The sequence below is a fragment of the Bradyrhizobium sp. USDA 372 genome (assembly GCF_053629095.1).
This window is the reverse complement of record NZ_JBRJHR010000001.1, coordinates 666076-681444: the sequence shown is the minus strand read 5'-3', so window position 1 is coordinate 681444 and position 15369 is coordinate 666076. Positions and strand designations below refer to the sequence as shown.

Annotated in this window: 15 protein-coding genes; 13 read left to right on the top strand and 2 right to left on the bottom strand. The window is 64.7% G+C overall.

Annotated elements, in window-relative coordinates:
- Positions 1 to 20: 20 nt before the first annotated feature.
- From nuoN to mtnK, 7 genes are all read left to right on the top strand, one after another.
- Positions 21 to 1457: an NADH-quinone oxidoreductase subunit NuoN gene (nuoN, locus tag AB7M16_RS03235; RefSeq protein WP_172783535.1), complete on the top strand. Its 1437-nt coding sequence runs from the start codon at positions 21 to 23 to the stop codon at positions 1455 to 1457.
- Position 1458: 1 nt separating this feature from the next.
- Entirely contained in the window at positions 1459 to 2265 is an 807-nt protein-coding gene (locus AB7M16_RS03230; RefSeq protein ID WP_453943116.1) for a biotin--[acetyl-CoA-carboxylase] ligase, read from the top strand.
- On the top strand, positions 2265 to 3935 hold the full coding sequence (locus tag AB7M16_RS03225) for a ribonuclease J (RefSeq protein ID WP_260379346.1): 1671 nt from the start codon (positions 2265 to 2267) through the stop codon (positions 3933 to 3935). Before AB7M16_RS03230 ends, AB7M16_RS03225 begins: the two co-directional genes overlap by 1 nt.
- Before the next feature lie 42 nt (positions 3936 to 3977).
- Positions 3978 to 4382, top strand: a complete 405-nt coding sequence (gene mce, locus AB7M16_RS03220) for a methylmalonyl-CoA epimerase (RefSeq protein ID WP_097662509.1) — start codon at positions 3978 to 3980, stop codon at positions 4380 to 4382.
- A 9-nt stretch (positions 4383 to 4391) separates the two neighbouring features.
- Complete coding sequence (locus AB7M16_RS03215; protein WP_439367188.1) at positions 4392 to 4667, top strand: DUF1467 family protein; 276 nt, start codon at positions 4392 to 4394, stop codon at positions 4665 to 4667.
- A gap of 204 nt (positions 4668 to 4871) precedes the next feature.
- Positions 4872 to 5219, top strand: a complete 348-nt coding sequence (locus tag AB7M16_RS03210; RefSeq protein ID WP_453943115.1) for a hypothetical protein — start codon at positions 4872 to 4874, stop codon at positions 5217 to 5219.
- Between the two features lie 32 nt (positions 5220 to 5251).
- Positions 5252 to 6538, top strand: coding sequence for an S-methyl-5-thioribose kinase (mtnK, locus tag AB7M16_RS03205; protein WP_453943114.1), 1287 nt, complete (start codon positions 5252 to 5254; stop codon positions 6536 to 6538).
- Between the two features lie 15 nt (positions 6539 to 6553).
- Here mtnK and AB7M16_RS03200 read toward each other — a convergent pair whose 3' ends face one another.
- Entirely contained in the window at positions 6554 to 7495 is a 942-nt protein-coding gene (locus AB7M16_RS03200; protein ID WP_453943113.1) for a hypothetical protein, read from the bottom strand.
- Between the two features lie 167 nt (positions 7496 to 7662).
- Between AB7M16_RS03200 and AB7M16_RS03195 the strand changes: the two genes are divergently transcribed.
- The 6 genes from AB7M16_RS03195 (at position 7663) to AB7M16_RS03170 (ending at position 13885) form a co-directional block, all read left to right on the top strand.
- The gene (locus tag AB7M16_RS03195) at positions 7663 to 9252 is read left to right on the top strand and encodes an ABC transporter substrate-binding protein (protein WP_453943112.1); all 1590 of its coding nucleotides are present in this window, start codon (positions 7663 to 7665) and stop codon (positions 9250 to 9252) included.
- A gap of 54 nt (positions 9253 to 9306) precedes the next feature.
- The gene (locus AB7M16_RS03190) at positions 9307 to 10230 is read left to right on the top strand and encodes an ABC transporter permease (RefSeq protein WP_172783542.1); all 924 of its coding nucleotides are present in this window, start codon (positions 9307 to 9309) and stop codon (positions 10228 to 10230) included.
- Positions 10227 to 11048, top strand: a complete 822-nt coding sequence (locus AB7M16_RS03185; protein ID WP_172783543.1) for an ABC transporter permease — start codon at positions 10227 to 10229, stop codon at positions 11046 to 11048. Before AB7M16_RS03190 ends, AB7M16_RS03185 begins: the two co-directional genes overlap by 4 nt.
- Entirely contained in the window at positions 11045 to 12025 is a 981-nt protein-coding gene (locus tag AB7M16_RS03180) for an ABC transporter ATP-binding protein (RefSeq protein ID WP_453943111.1), read from the top strand. Before AB7M16_RS03185 ends, AB7M16_RS03180 begins: the two co-directional genes overlap by 4 nt.
- Positions 12018 to 13046, top strand: coding sequence for an ABC transporter ATP-binding protein (locus AB7M16_RS03175; RefSeq protein WP_453943110.1), 1029 nt, complete (start codon positions 12018 to 12020; stop codon positions 13044 to 13046). Before AB7M16_RS03180 ends, AB7M16_RS03175 begins: the two co-directional genes overlap by 8 nt.
- Positions 13047 to 13495: 449 nt before the next feature.
- A complete protein-coding gene (locus AB7M16_RS03170; RefSeq protein ID WP_172782856.1) occupies positions 13496 to 13885 on the top strand; it encodes a hypothetical protein in 390 nt (129 codons plus the stop codon).
- A 309-nt stretch (positions 13886 to 14194) separates the two neighbouring features.
- On the opposite strand, the gene AB7M16_RS03165 is transcribed toward AB7M16_RS03170, so the two are convergent.
- Positions 14195 to 15181, bottom strand: a complete 987-nt coding sequence (locus AB7M16_RS03165; RefSeq protein WP_453943109.1) for a VOC family protein — start codon at positions 15179 to 15181, stop codon at positions 14195 to 14197.
- Positions 15182 to 15369 lie beyond the last annotated feature (188 nt).

The following is a 15369-nucleotide window of genomic DNA, read 5'->3' as shown; positions in this document are numbered from 1 at the left end:
GGGCAGGTCAGGATATCGCCATGAGCTTTTCGACTGCAGGTTATCAACTGGCGCCGGTGCTGCCCGAGCTCGTGCTCGCGGTCGGCGCCATGGCGCTTCTGATGCTCGGGGCCTATCGCGGGCAGGAGACGACCAGGACCGTCACGTCGCTGGCGGTGGTGCTCCTGATCGTGGTGGGTGCGCTCGTCTACATGCAGCCCGCGGGCAAGCAGGTGACGTTCGGCGGCAGCTTCATCGTCGACGACTTCGCCCGCTTCATGAAGATCCTGGCCCTGATCGGCTCGGCCGTGACGCTGATCCTGTCGACCGAGTTCCTGTCCGACCCGTCGCGCCGCATCTTCGAATACGCCATCCTCGTGCTGCTCTCGACGCTCGGCATGATGGTGCTGATCTCGGCCGGCGACTTGATCTCGCTCTATCTCGGTCTCGAACTGATGTCGCTGGCGCTCTATGTCGTTGCGGCTTCGAACCGCGACAACGCCAAGTCGACCGAGGCCGGCCTGAAGTACTTCGTGCTCGGCGCGCTGTCCTCGGGCATGCTGCTGTACGGGGCATCGCTGGTCTATGGCTTTACCGGCACCGTGAGCTTCACCGGCATCGCCGCGGCCGCGACGGTCTCGAATGTCGGCCTGGTGTTCGGCCTCGTCTTCCTGCTCGTCGGCCTCTGCTTCAAGGTTTCGGCCGTGCCGTTCCATATGTGGACGCCTGATGTCTACGAGGGCGCGCCGACGCCGGTCACCGCCTTCTTCGCCTCGGCGCCGAAGGTCGCCGCGCTCGCCGTGTTCACCCGTGTCACGCTGACCGCATTCCCCGGCATCGTCTCGCAGTGGCAGCAGATCCTGGTGTTCGTGTCGATCGCCTCGATGGCCCTCGGCTCCTTTGCCGCGATCGGCCAGAGCAACATCAAGCGCCTGATGGCCTATTCCTCGATCGGCCACATGGGCTTCGCCCTGGTCGGCCTCGCCTCTGGCACGGTTGAGGGCGCGCAGGGCGTCTTGATGTACATCGTGATCTATGTCGCGATGACGCTCGGCTCGTTCTCCATCATCCTCGCCATGAAGCGCAACGGCCAGGCCGTCGAGCAGATCAGCGATTTCGCCGGCCTGTCGCGCACCAATCCGCTGCTCGCCTTCATGTTCGCGATGCTGCTGTTCTCGCTCGCCGGCATCCCCCCGCTCGCCGGCTTCTTCGCCAAATGGTACGTCTTCGTCGCCGCGATCAAGGCGAACCTGTTCACGCTTGCCGTGATCGGCGTGCTGACCAGCGTCGTCGGCGCCTACTATTATCTCGCCATCGTCAAGACGATGTATTTCGACGAGCCGGCCGGCCAGGTCGATCCGGTGCGCATCGAGGTGCGGACGGTGCTGGCGGTCGCGGGTCTGTTCAACCTGCTGTTTGCCCTGTTCGCGGGGCCCGTGGTGAGCGTCGCCTCCGCCGCGGCAAAGTCGCTGTTCTAGGATGGCCTTCGCGCTCGGTCCTCGCGCATCGGCCGCGGGCTACAAGCTCGCGGCGTTCGAGCGGACCCGCTCGACCAACACCGAGGCGATCGAGCACGCCCGCGCCGGCGAACGCGGCCCGATGTGGTTCGTGACCTCCGAGCAGACCGCCGGCCGCGGCCGGCGCCAGCGCGCCTGGATCGCGCCGCGCGGCAATCTCGCCGCCAGCATCCTCGAAGTCATGGACGTCGCCCCGGCCGTCGCCGCCACGCTCGGCTTTGCCGCAGGGCTGGCCGAGGAGGCCGCCCTGCAGAAGGTGAGCCTCGAGGCGGCGCTCCGTCTCGGCGAAGGCCGGCCCCGCTACGCGCTGAAATGGCCGAATGACGTGCTCGCCGGCGGCAAGAAGCTGGTCGGCATTGGCCTCGAGGCCGAGGCCGTCGGTAGCGGCCTCGCCGTCGTCGTCGGCATCGGCACCAATGTGGTCGCCGCGCCCGAGGGCACCCCGACGCCCGCCGTGTCGCTGGCGGGCCTCGGCGTCCAGATCAGCGCCGAGGAGCTGTTCGCGGCCCTCTCCGACGCCTGGGTCGAGTTTCGCGGCATCTGGGACAATGGCCGCGGCTTTGCCGAGATCCGCAAGCTCTGGCTGGAGCGCGCCGCCGGCCTCGGCGAGAAGGTTGCGATCCACACGGGAACCACGACGCTGGAAGGTGTTTTTGACACCATCGACGACACCGGCTGCCTGATCGTCCGCACCGCGGAGGGCCGCCTTGTGCCGGTGGCGGCGGGCGAGGTGTTCTTCGGCCCCGTCGCCTCGGTGGGAGCTGCGTGATGGCAAGGCCCGACGAATTGGTGTTTGCGCCGCTCGGCGGCGTCGGCGAGATCGGCATGAACCTGTCGATCTACGGCCTCGGCAACCGTCACCAGCGCGCCTGGCTCGCGGTCGATCTCGGCGTCTCCTTCGGCGACGAGGAGCATCTGCCGGGCATCGACCTGATCATGCCCGACATCTCCTTCCTGGAGAAGGAGCGCAAGAACCTGATGGGCCTGGTTCTGACGCACGCCCATGAGGACCATTTCGGCGCCATCATCGACCTCTGGCCGAAGCTGAAATGCCCGATCTACGCCACCAGGTTCAGCGCCGCGCTGTTCGAGGCCAAATGCGCCGCCGAGCGCAATGCGCCCGAGATTCCGGTCACTGTGGTGCCGTCGGGCGGCCGCGTCGATATCGGGCCGTTCAACGTCGAGTTCATTCCCGTCGCGCATTCGATTCCGGAAGCGCATGCGCTCGCGATCCACACCGACGCCGGCATCGTGCTGCACACCGGCGACTGGAAGATCGACCCGACCCCGACGCTGGGAGCCCCGACCGACGAGAAGCGGCTGCGCGAATTGGGCGAGCAGGGCGTGCTCGCTTTGATCGGCGATTCCACCAATGCGGTGCGCGACGGCCGTTCGCCCTCGGAGGCCGAGGTCGCCAGAACCATCATCGACCTCGTGAAATCCGCCAAGGGCCGCGTCGCGGTGACGACGTTCGCCTCCAACGTCGCCCGCGTCAAAGCGGTGGCCGACGCGGCGAAAGCCGCCGACCGCGAGGTGGTCGTGGTCGGCCGGGCCATGGAGCGCGTGGTGCAGGTCGCGCGCGAGACCGGCTATCTCGACGGCGTGCAGAACTTCCGCTCGCCCGAGGTCTACGGCCACCTGCCGCAGGACAAGGTGCTGGCGCTGTGCACGGGAAGCCAGGGCGAGCCGCGCGCCGCGCTGGCCCGCATCGCCAATGACGACCATCCCGAGATCACGCTGAACCGCGGCGACAGCGTCATCTTCTCCTCGCGGACCATTCCCGGCAACGAGAAGGCGGTCGGCTCGATCATCAACAATCTGGTGCTGCAGGGCGTCGAGGTCATCACCGACCGCGATGCGCTGGTCCACGTCTCCGGCCATCCCCGCCGCGACGAGCTGCGCGATTTGATCTCCTGGGTGAAGCCGCAGCTCCTGATCCCCGTCCACGGCGAGGCCCTGCATCTGCACGAGCACGCCAAGCTCGCCCGCGCCGCCGGCGTGCCGCGCGTGCTGGTCTGCCGCAACGGCGACCTCGTCAAGCTCGGACCCGGCGATCCCGGCATCGTCGGCGAGGTGCCATCGGGCCGTCTCTACAAGGACGGCACGATCCTGGAGGATTCCAAGTCGCGCGCCGTGATCGAGCGCCGGCGCATGGCGTTCTCCGGCTGCGCCTTCGTCGCCATCGCCATGACCGCCCAGGGGGAGCTGGTCGACGAACCCGAGGTCGATCTGGTCGGCATCCCCGAGAAGAACAGGGCCGGCGAGACCTTCGACGACATCGTCTTTGATGCCGTGATGTCGACCATCGAAGGCCTGCCGAGGGCGCGCCGCCGCGATCCGGACGCTCTGGCCGAGTCGGTGCGACGCGCTGTCCGGGCCGTGATCAACGAACATTGGGGCAAAAAGCCCCCCTGTCTGGTACATGTCCTGACGGTGTAGATTAGGCGTGGTCTCCGGATCACGCTCTGAGGGAGAGGAAACATGCTGGGTCGGCTCAACCATGTCGCGATCGCGACCAAGGACGCCGTCAAGGCCGCGAAGATCTACGGCACCGCGTTCGGCGCCCAGATCTCGGAGGCCGTGCCGCTGCCCGAGCACGGCGTCATCACCGTGTTCGCGACCCTGCCCAACACCAAGATCGAGTTCATCGAGCCGCTCGGCGAGGCTTCGCCGATCGCAAAATTCGTCGAACGTAACCCGGACGGCGGCATCCATCACGTCTGCTACGAGGTCGTCGACATCATCGCCTCGCGCGACACGCTGGTGAAGGAGGGCGCAAGGGTGCTCGGCGACGGCGTGCCCAAGATCGGTGCCCACGGCAAGCCGGTGCTGTTCCTGCACCCCAAGGATTTTTCCGGCGCCCTGGTCGAGATCGAGCAGGCATAAGGCCGTCCCATGGCCATCCAGATCTCGACCGCGATCGCGATCTACTTCGTCATCTGGTGGGTCGCGCTGTTCCTGACGCTGCCGTTCGGCGTGCGCAGCCAGCACGAGGACGGCGTCGGCGCCCCCGGCACCGACCCCGGCGCGCCGATCCTGACGCGGATGGGCCGCAAGCTGATCTGGACCACGATCATCTCGGCGGTGATCTACGGCGTCGGCATCGCGGCCTATCACGCCGGCTATCTCTCGATCGAGCGCCTGTCCAAAATGATGGGAATGCCGTTCTAGGTTCTTAGTGCGGCACATCCTTCGAGACGCCCGCTTTGGCGGGCTCCTCAGGATGAGGGCAGAGTGCGCGGCAGCAGTTTCAACGGGCACCAATGTCCGTTAGCCTCATCCTGAGGAGACCGCGAAGCGGTCGTCTCGAAGGACGAGGCGTGCGCGCGCTCTCGCTTGAAATTTTGCGCTTGTTCGATTGTTCGGGGGAAATGAATGACTTTTCAGCGTATCGTCATTGCGCTTCTGGTGCTGATCGTCGCCGGTCTCGGTGCCATCGGCTATATCGAGTGGAAGATCGCCGTTCAGGCCCGCACGCTGAAGGCCTTCGTCGAGGGCTACGTCTTCAACGAAGCCGTCTTGGCCTGCGAGCAGGCCAAGAGCTCGACGCCGTTCAAATGGAACGGCGGCAAGAGCACCTCGGTGATCGGCCTGAACTCGGTCAAGCTGGACAAATACACTGTCAGCGCCAGCTACACGCTGGTGGCGGACAGCGTCTATTGTGATTACGATCCCACCAAAAGAAAGGCCGAGATCGGCTCGAGCTTCCTGGAGCGGGAGTAACGGTCCGGCCCACAGAGATGGGGTGGATCGTCATGGCGCAGGGGCAGGGGGACTACCGGATTCTGCATGAGGCCGACTTGCGGGCCTATCTCGCGGGCCTGCCGGACCTGAAGGAGCTGCTCGGCGGCGAGCCGGCCTCGTGGGCGATCACCGAAGTCGGTGACGGCAACCTCAACCTCGTCTTCACCGTCAAGGGCGCGCGCGGCGGCATCGCCGCGAAGCAGGCGCTGCCTTATGTCCGCCTCGTCGGGGAGAGCTGGCCGCTGCCGCTGTCGCGCGCCCATTACGAATATCTCGCGCTGTCCCGCCAGGCCCAGCTCGCGCCCGGCCTTGTCCCGGCCGTGCTGCATCACAACGACGGTCTGGCGCTGACCGCGATGGAGCTGCTCGAGCCCCACATCATCATGCGCAAGGGGCTGGTCGCGGGAACGCGCTATCCGCGTTTCGTGGACGACATCACGACCTTCATGGCGCGGACGCTGTTCTTTACTTCCGACCTCGCGCTCACGGCGGCCGAGAAGAAGGAGGCCATCGCCGCCTTTGCCGGCAACCACGCGCTTTGCAAGATCACCGAGGATTTGATCTTCACCGATCCCTACCGCATCGCCGAGCAGAACCGCTGGACCGCGCCCTATCTCGACGGCCTCGCCGCGAGCTTGCGCGACGATTTGGACCTGCACGTCGCCGTCTCCCGGCTGAAGCTGAAGTTTATGGCGAGCCCGGAAGCGCTGATCCATGGCGACCTCCACACCGGCTCGATCATGGTCACGGACAGCCAGACCCGGGTGATCGATCCGGAATTCGCATTCTACGGTCCCATGGGCTTCGACGTCGGCGCCGTGCTGGCCAATCTCCTGATGGCCTATTTCGCCTCCGCCGGCCACGAGCGCGCGCCGGGCGAACGGGCGGCATTCGAGGCCTGGGTGCTGGCGACGGTCGAGCAGGTCTGGAACCAGTTTGCCCGAAAATTCCTCGACCTCTGGCGCGCCGGCGCGGCCGGTGACGCCTATCCGGTCTCGCTGTTTCCCGGCGAGAAGGGCGCCGCGCGGCTGGAGACCGAGCGACAGGCCTATATGCAGCGCCTGTTCACCGACACCGTCGGCTTCACCGCCGCAAAGACCATCCGCCGCATCTTGGGCCTCGCCCACAACATCGACTTCGAGCTGATCGAAAATGCGAAGACGCGCGCTGTCAGCGAAGCGCGTGCGGTGCGGCTGGCGCGGGCGATGATGGTGGAGACGGGGACATTCCGGACCATTGCCGACGTCACCGGCGCCGCGCGAAAATTGCGCGACTGGATGCCGGACTTGTCAGGCTGAAGACCTAGTCGAACTCTAATATAGATGCACCGGCAGCAGCACGCCATGCTCCTCGACCAGCAGACCCCAGGTCTCGTTGGCCGTGACCTCGAATGCCCTGCTGCGTGTCTCTTTGCCGTTCACCGTCAGGGTGATCTTGTACGTTCCTGGCGACAGATCGAGCCTTTGGTTGTCAAGCAGCTCGCCGGCTGCCTTGTCCGAGTCCGCCAGGCTCTCTCCGGCGTGCGCGGCCAGCTTGACGATCCGGTCGTTGACGGTGACGACGGCCGCGTCGTCCGTTCTGTTGCCGAGCATCAGCCGTCCGTGCTCCGGCTTTGGCAAGAACCCTGATGCCGCGACACGGCGCTTGCGCTGCGACAGGTCCGCAATCGTCTTGCCGTCCTGTTGGATCAGTCGGAGCGAGGCCGGCCCATCCGAAGTGGTGAAGGCAATCACGGCCCTGTCGGCCTCGATCACCGCGCCCTCGGCCTCCGTCCATCCGCTTTCGGCGAGGGCGGCGCGATAGAAGGTGAGCACGGTCTTAAGATCGAGCGGCATCTCGACATGAGCCGACCGGATGAAGGGCGAGTTGTTCGCGGTCATGAGAGCCCAGCCGCTGGGCAGCGGCAGGCCCACGTCTGCGGACATTTTGCTCTCAAAGGTCCGAATTGCCGACTGCGCCAGCCTCCTGATGGCGTCGCAGAGCAGCCGCTCACCGAGATAGTCCGGAGAGCAACCGTCCCTCATCGTCCACCAGACATCGGAAACGTCCTCGTTCCACCGCGAGATATGGGACCAGCCGGCCTGGACCGTGCCGGTGGCGCCGTCCCGGGCCGGGTCAGGCGTAACGGGGATCGCCATCGCGGCCGTCGCGACGACCAGACTGCCGGCGAGCAGTGCACCCAGCATTCGGCGATTCATTTTTTCCACGGTCCTCGGGTCTGAGATGGCGATCCTGAGCTTGGTCGCGTTGATCACGAAAAATGTTCATCGAACCTGGTCGCCCGATGACGCACCGCGTCAATACCCCCGCCCAGGACTGCCTCAGGAACCGGCATCTTTTGCCGTCAAAACGAAGCTTGCCTTCGGTAGCCGACGAGTGATCAAATCTGGTGTCGGAATACGCCTGCGTTGCCGGGGGACACATGATGTTCAAGACCATCGCGATCGTTGCCGGTTTGGGACTGGCGCTCACTGCCACTGCGGAGGCGCAGACGCCGCGCAAGGGCGGAACCATCCGCATGACGGCGCCCTACGGCTCGAGCTTCACCAGCCTCGACATTCACACCACGCAGCGCGCCCAGGACGAGATCTACGCCAAGGCCCTGCACCGCTCGCTCTACATCTGGAATTCGGCGGAAGGAAAGCCGGTGCTGGAGCTCGCCAAGGAGGACGTGGTGTCGGGCGGAGGCCTCGTTCACACCTTCAAGCTGCGCGACGACGCCTATTTCCACAGCGGCCGCAAGATGACGGCCGACGACGTCATCTGGTCCTACAACCGCATCATGGACGGCAGCAAAGCCTATCCCGGCGCGCGTTACGTCCGTGTCATCGAGGGCGCGGCCGCAGTGGAGAAGGGACAGGCCAAGGAGATCTCCGGCCTGAAGAAGATCGACGACTTCACCATCGAGATGAAGCTGACCGAGAAGGTGGACCCCGGCTTCTATTTCTTCACCGCGCTGACCTCGATCTATCCCGCCGACGAGGCGGCCAAGGAAAGCTTCATCCAGAAGCCGATCGGTCTCGGGCCCTTCAAGTTCGTCGAGCACGTGCCGGGATCGCGCATCGTCCTGGAGCGCTGGGACAGGTTCTACAAGCCCGGCAAGCCCTATGCCGACAAGATCGTCGTGTCGGTCATGGGCGAGGCCGCGGCGCGCGACGTCGCCTTCCGCAACAAGGAGATCGACACCTCGGTACTGGGACCTGCGCAATACGTCGCCTACCAGTCCGACGCCGACCTCAAGGGCACCATCGTCGAGGTCGCCGAGGTCTTTACGCGCTATATGGGCATGAACCCCAATTTCAAGCCGTTCGCCGACAAGCGCGTCCGGCAAGCGATCAACTACGCGATCGACACTGATTTGATCATCAACAAGCTGGTCAAGGGCAAGGCCTATCGCGCCACCAGCTGGCTGCCGCTGACCGCGCCGGGCTACGACAAGGCGATGAAGCCTTACCCCTACGATCCCGCCAAGGCCAAGCAGCTGCTCACAGAGGCCGGCTACGCATCCGGCTTCGAGTTCGAATGGACCACCAGCCAGAATGAGAGCTGGGGCCTGCCGATCGTCTCGGCCGTCATCCCGATGCTGGACAAGGTCGGCATCAAGGCCAAGGTCAAGCAGGTCGAGACCGCGGTGCTGGCGGAGGTGGTTCGCACCGGCGACTACCAGGCTTTCATCTATTCCCAGGCAAGCGGCCCGGATCCGCAAGCCGCGCTGAAATGCTTCCATTCGGCGACGCCGCAGTCGGCCTGTAACTACACGACCTTCAAGAATGCCGAACTCGACAAGATCCTCGACGAGGCCGGCCAGGCCGACGATCCCGCAAAGCGCGTCCAGCTGCTGCAGAAGGCCAATGCGCTGCTCTACGAGGAGGCGCCGGTCTGGTTCTTCAACTACAACAAGGCGGTCATGGCGGTGCAGCCGTGGCTGAAGGGCATTCAGCTGAACGCGACGGAGCTGACCCACCAGAACGTCGAGGACCTCTGGGTCGACGAGACCTCGCCCGCGAAGTGACCCGCGCGCTCCCTCCGCCGCGACGGGCGGGGGAGGGAGCGGGGAAAAGTTGAGATGCTCGCGTTCCTGATCCGCCGCCTTCTGCAGACCATTCCGACCGTGCTCGCCGTCGTGCTGCTGGTGTTCGTGCTGTTCAGCGTCGTTCCCGGCAGCATCGTCTCGACCATGAGCGACGACAGCGATCCGCAGGTCGAGCTGCGCCTGAAGAAGCAGCTCGGTCTCGATCAGCCCGTCTATATGCGTTTCGGCACTTACATCGCCCAGCTCGCGACCGGCGATTTCGGAACCTCGTTCCGGACGCGCGAGCCTGTCACGACCATGATCGCCAAGCGGGCATGGCCGACGCTGCAGCTGATCTTCGCATCCATGGCGTTTGCGGTAGTGGTCGGCGTTCCCCTCGGCTTCGTCGCGGCTCTGCGGCCCGGCGGCCTCGTCGATACGCTCGCAATGATCGTCGCGGTGTCGGGCCTTTCGATCGCCAAGTTCTGGCTCGGACTGATGCTGATGTATCTGTTCGCGCTCAAGCTCGGCTGGCTGCCGAGCTTCGGCTATGGTGATGGGGGATTGAAGTATCTGGTCCTGCCGGCACTCGCCCTCGGCGTCTCGCCGATGGCGTTGCTGGCGCGGACGACGCGCGCCGCGGTGCTCGAGATCATGACCGCCGACTTCGTCCGTACCGCGCGCTCGAAGGGCATGAGCGAGACCAGGGTCGTGAAGTGGCACGTGATGCGCAACGCGCTGGTGCTTATCCTCACGACCATGGGCCTGCAATTCGGCGCGCTGATGGGGCAGGCGGTCGTGGTCGAGAAATTGTTCTCCTGGCCGGGCATCGGCTCGCTGCTGGTCGACAGCGTGCTGCAGCGCGACATTCCCGCCGTCCAGGGCTCCATCCTCGTCGTGGTGCTGTTCTTTCTCGCGATCAATCTCCTGATCGACGTGCTCTACGGCGTGATCGATCCCAGGATCAGATACGCATGAAGCTCCGTGCCAATCTCGTCATCGGGGGAGCGTTGTTCGCGCTGGCGATCGTCGTCGGCCTGCTCGCGCCGTGGCTAGCACACACCGATCCGGTCATGGACGCCAACCTCATGAATGCGGAGGAGCCCCCGAGCTGGACCTGGTGGTTCGGCACCGACGCGCAGGGCCGCGACATCTATTCCCGCGTCCTCTACGGCGCGCGCGTCTCGCTGACGGTCGGCATCGTCTCCCAGCTGATCAACAGCGTCATCGGCGTGGCGCTCGGCCTCAGCGCCGGCTATTTCGGCGGCTGGTGGGACGATTTCGTCAACGGCCTGACCAATCTCATGCTCGCGATCCCCTCGCTGATTTTCGCGCTCGCCATCATGGCGGTGCTCGGTCCCGGCCTGACCAGCCTCCTGATCGCGCTCGGGCTGACCAACTGGTCGTTCACCTGCCGCCTCGCGCGGGCTTCGGCGCTGTCGCTGCGGAGCCAGGGCTATGTGCAGGCGGCCACCGTGCTCGGCTACGGTGATGTGCGCATCATGATCACGCAGCTGTTGCCGAACATGCTGGGGCCGATCGTCGTCATCGGCACGCTGGGCATGGGCAGCGCTGTCCTGTCCGAAGCGGCCTTGTCGTTCCTCGGCCTTGGCGTCCGCCCGCCGTTTCCGAGCTGGGGCAGCATGCTGTCGGAAGCCCGGGAGCAGATCACGACGGCGCCGTGGCTTTCGATTTTCCCCGGCCTTGCGATCTTCCTGACCGTGCTCGGTCTCAATCTGCTCGGCGATGGCCTGCGCGACATCCTCGATCCGCAATCGCGGAGCCGGCGCACATGACAGGCAGCCCGCTGCTCGAGGTCGAGAATCTCCGCATCGATCTCGATGACGGGTCGAGGCGCGTTGCCGCGGCCGAAGGCATTTCATTCCGCATCGACCGCGGCGAGACGTTCGGCCTCGTCGGCGAGTCCGGCTGCGGCAAGAGCATTACCGCGCTTGCCTTGATCGGCCTGCTGCGGCCGCCCTTGTCGATCGGCGGCGGCGTCATCCGGTTCGAGGGACGGGAAATCCAGCATCTGTCCGCGGCGAGGCAACGGCAGCTGCGCGGCGATCGCATCGCCATGATCTTCCAGGAGCCGATGACGGCGCTGAATCCGGTCTCGCCGGTGGGACGGCAGATCGCCGAGATGTTCGTGCTGCACAAGGGCAAGAGTTGGCGGGAGGCCAACCAGCTGGCGGTCGAGGCGCTCGCGAGCGTCCGCGTCCCCGCGCCGGAGCGGCGCGTCAAGGACTATCCGCACCAGCTGTCCGGCGGGATGCGCCAGCGCGTGATGATCGCGATTGCGCTCGCCTGCGGTCCGGACCTGCTGATCGCCGACGAGCCGACCACCGCGCTCGACGTCACTGTGCAGGCGGAGATCATCGAGCTGATGCGCAATCTGTGCGCCGAGCGCGGCACGGCGATCCTGATGATCAGCCACGATCTCGGCCTCGTCGCCAATGTCTGCCGCCGCGTCGCCGTCATGTATGCCGGCCGCATCGTCGAGGAGCGCGGCTCCGCCGACATCTTCCGCGCGCCGTCCCATCCCTATACGCAGGGCCTGGTCGACTCGCTGCCGCGGCTTGGCAGCCGCGCTGCGCTCGGCCGCAGCCGCCTGAAGGAGATCGCGGGCGTCGTGCCGGCGATCACGCGTTTCCCGGATGGCTGCCGGTTCAATCCGCGTTGCGCGCAGGCGACGGAAATTTGCCGAACCACCGCGCCGCAGACGGATGGGCTGGAGGCGGGCGGTTTCGTCCGGTGTCACCACCATGCATGAACCGCGGGGGAGAGTGGATGACGATGTGATCCTCAGCGTGGAGGATCTCGCCGTTCATTTCCCGCTCGGGGGCGGCCTGCTGGGCCGCGGCCGTCGGCTGCTCCGCGCCGTCGACGGCGTCGACCTCAGGCTGAAGCGCGGCGAATGCCTCGGCCTCGTCGGCGAATCCGGCTCGGGCAAGTCGACGGTCGCATTGTCGATCCTGGGCCTGCTGGCGCCGACGCGCGGCCGCATCGTGCTGGACGGGCAGGTCGTCACGAACCGGCAATCCGGCGACCGGAAAGCGCTCGCCCGCATCGTGCAGATCGTATTCCAGGATCCCTACGCCTCGCTCAATCCGCGCCAGACCGTTCGCCGCACGCTCGAGGATCCTCTGCGCGTGCACGGCGTGACCGCGAAAAGCGAGATCGCGGACCGCGTTGCGACCATGCTGCGGCATGTCGGCCTGCGCCCCGAGCAGGCCGACCGCTATCCGCATGAATTCTCCGGCGGCCAGCGCCAACGCATCGGCATCGCGCGCGCCCTGATCCTCAATCCCAAAATCGTCATCTGTGACGAGCCGGTCTCGGCGCTCGACGTCTCGATCCGCGCCCAGATCATCAATCTGCTGCTGGAGCTGAAGGACACGCTCGGCCTGTCCTACATCATGATCAGCCACGACCTCGGCGTTGTCGAGCACATGAGCGACCGCGTCGCCGTGATGTATCTCGGCCGCATCGTCGAGAACGGCCATTGGCGCGAGATCTTCGAACGTCCCGCGCACCCCTACACGCAGGCCCTGATCGCGGCCATCCCCGATCCGCTGCGCCACGCCCCGCTGGCAACGACGGGCGGCGACCTGCCAAATCCGCTCAACCCGCCGAACGGCTGCGCCTTCAGCCCGCGCTGCCGCTACGCGGAGGCGGTGTGCCGGAGCGAGCCAGGGCCAACGCTGGAGACGCGACCCGATGGGCATGCGGTGCGATGCTGGCGGAGCGAGGAGATTGCGGGACGGACGGGGTTAGTCTCGACCGGGGCGTGACCCGAAGCTGATCTTGCGTGTTCGTCTGTTCGGTCTCTCAATAGATGCCGTAAGCGAGGACTGCCAGTTGCCATATTGGGTCAAGCGAATTCTCCTCAAATCAGGGGAGATCGTGACCGAAAGAACTTGGTCGGGATGCAAACTATTTCCCAGGTGCTGCGGCCGTCATGGGCGACGTGATAACGGTTTGCTGTGGCGGTAGGCAATTCGATGCCAAGGTCGTCGAAGAAATTTAGCATGCCCACTGTTGGCCGCTGTCCGGGGGAAACCGGACGCGCCGCCGTGCTCATTTCGACCACCGCTTATGACTCGCACCGGACCTCGTCAAAATTTCAATGCCCGCGGCGGCGGGTCTCCGATACGACATGGGATATAGTTACATTTCTTGATTGAGCTGCTTAACTCTCTAATCGACCAATAAATATTTCAAAAAAATCATAGGAGCCGCAATGTCCTCTCCAGAAGAAGACGATCGGCGCGAGTTTTTAAGTTCCTGCGGCAGGTTCGCTTCCGTAACACCTCCGAAGATCACAGCCTTGCTTTCGACCTCACTTGCTAGCAGCGCAATTACCACCTCCGAAGGCCGGGGTCGTGTATGCCTAATAACCGGCGAACTTGCTTCGGCAGGACGATCGGATCAATGCATTGCCGAAGCAAAGCGATACCGCGACAAGGCTGCCGAGGCAGAACAACTGGCTGAACTCGCGGTGACGGCGGCCCGTCGCCAAACACTGACCATCATCGCTCGCACTTATCTCCGGACGGCGGCGCAGCTGGAGAGCGTCGCGGAAGCGGAGCGATTGCTTGAAGCGATTGCAGAAGTAAAGTCCAGTAGTTGACGATAGCTTCGGGCGCATCTTCGAAGTTGCGTCGCGTCTGTCGAAGGTCCGCTCGGCGCGGCAGCTATGCGCTGCCATAATTGTTTGGCGAAAGGACGGTCAGATCGGCGTAGCTTCACGAGTAACGCCGCATCAGCTAGAGACACTCATCCTTTCGAATGTCCTTGTGGCCCATCGGCGAAGTTGCGCCTTGGCGGTCGGTAGTCCGCTCGTTGACCCAGAGCGGACCAGATTTGCTGACCTGAGTTCTTCGCATTTTGACCGACTGAGACATCGAGGTCCGCAATGCTTTCAACACCGGGCACGAAATTAGCGGGTCTTCCCGCGTATCGCATCCCACCACGGACAGGTGCCCGCCATGCGTTCGTAGTTGCCTTCCATTACCTGAACAGGGGCGCGACGTGGACCGATCTCCGGCGCGGCCGAGGGAGGCGCGCCAATATCTTCAAATAGGCCCTTGTGGCCCCAGAAGCTACCGACACTGGTCATCTCCACCGGCGGCGTTGTGTCGTCGACGTCCTTGCCGCCCCAGCCGCACTCCACGTAGATCTCTGACGGAGTGCGCATGTAATACGACGTCATGAGATCATTCGGGTGGCGGCCGAGAGTGGCGACAATTTTCTCCGGGGTACCCTGTAGCAGGTCATACCCCTGACCGACGTCGTCGAGCAGATAATACTCGACAAGCAGGTGATGCATGCTGCGCACTGGCGCGGCCACGAGAGCCACGCTGTGGTGGCGTGCGTTGACATGCATGAAGTAAGCCTTCAGCGGGGCAACCATGAAGTCGCTAATGCGAAACCCCAGCAGGTCTTTGTAGAAGGCCAGGGCGACATCGATGTCTGGGAATGTCAGAAGGGTGTGGCCCATGCCTAGTGGGCCCGTACGGAAGCCGGAGACGTCGCGGCCAGGCTTAAAGACTGTGTCAGCTACCTGGGCGCCGTGGAAAGCTTCCAAACGATTGCCGGCGGGATCGGCAAAGGAGATCAGCTCCGTCACACAGCGCTGGTCCGCCAGCCCTGCGGGTTCGCGCTTCACGGCGACGCCAGCGGTTTCGAGGCGGGCAGCGAGTGAGTCGAGAGTCGCGGCATTGGCGACTTCCCAGCCGAAGACCTGAGCGCCCGGCTCAATGGTTCGGTCGATGAACAGGCGCTGTTTGCGGTCGTCCATACGGAAGGCACGCATCGAGCTGGCGCGGTCCACCGCCTGCATGCCAATGTTTGATGCGGCGAATGCGGCCCAATCATCGAGGTTCGACGCGCCGACGCCGAGATAACCGAAGGCCTGGATTTCCATGGTGTATCCTCCCCGGTTGTTTTCTTGACAAGGGTAAGAGGCAGCGAACGCCATTGCAATTGGAGTTTTGGGGCGTTCGCTCGTCAAAGGACAGCTAAAATTCCTGTGGTCGTGACAGCCGGAATAGCGAACATCACAAATTCACGCCACCAAGTTGGCAGGGCCCAGGCTGTGTGAGAACCTAATCT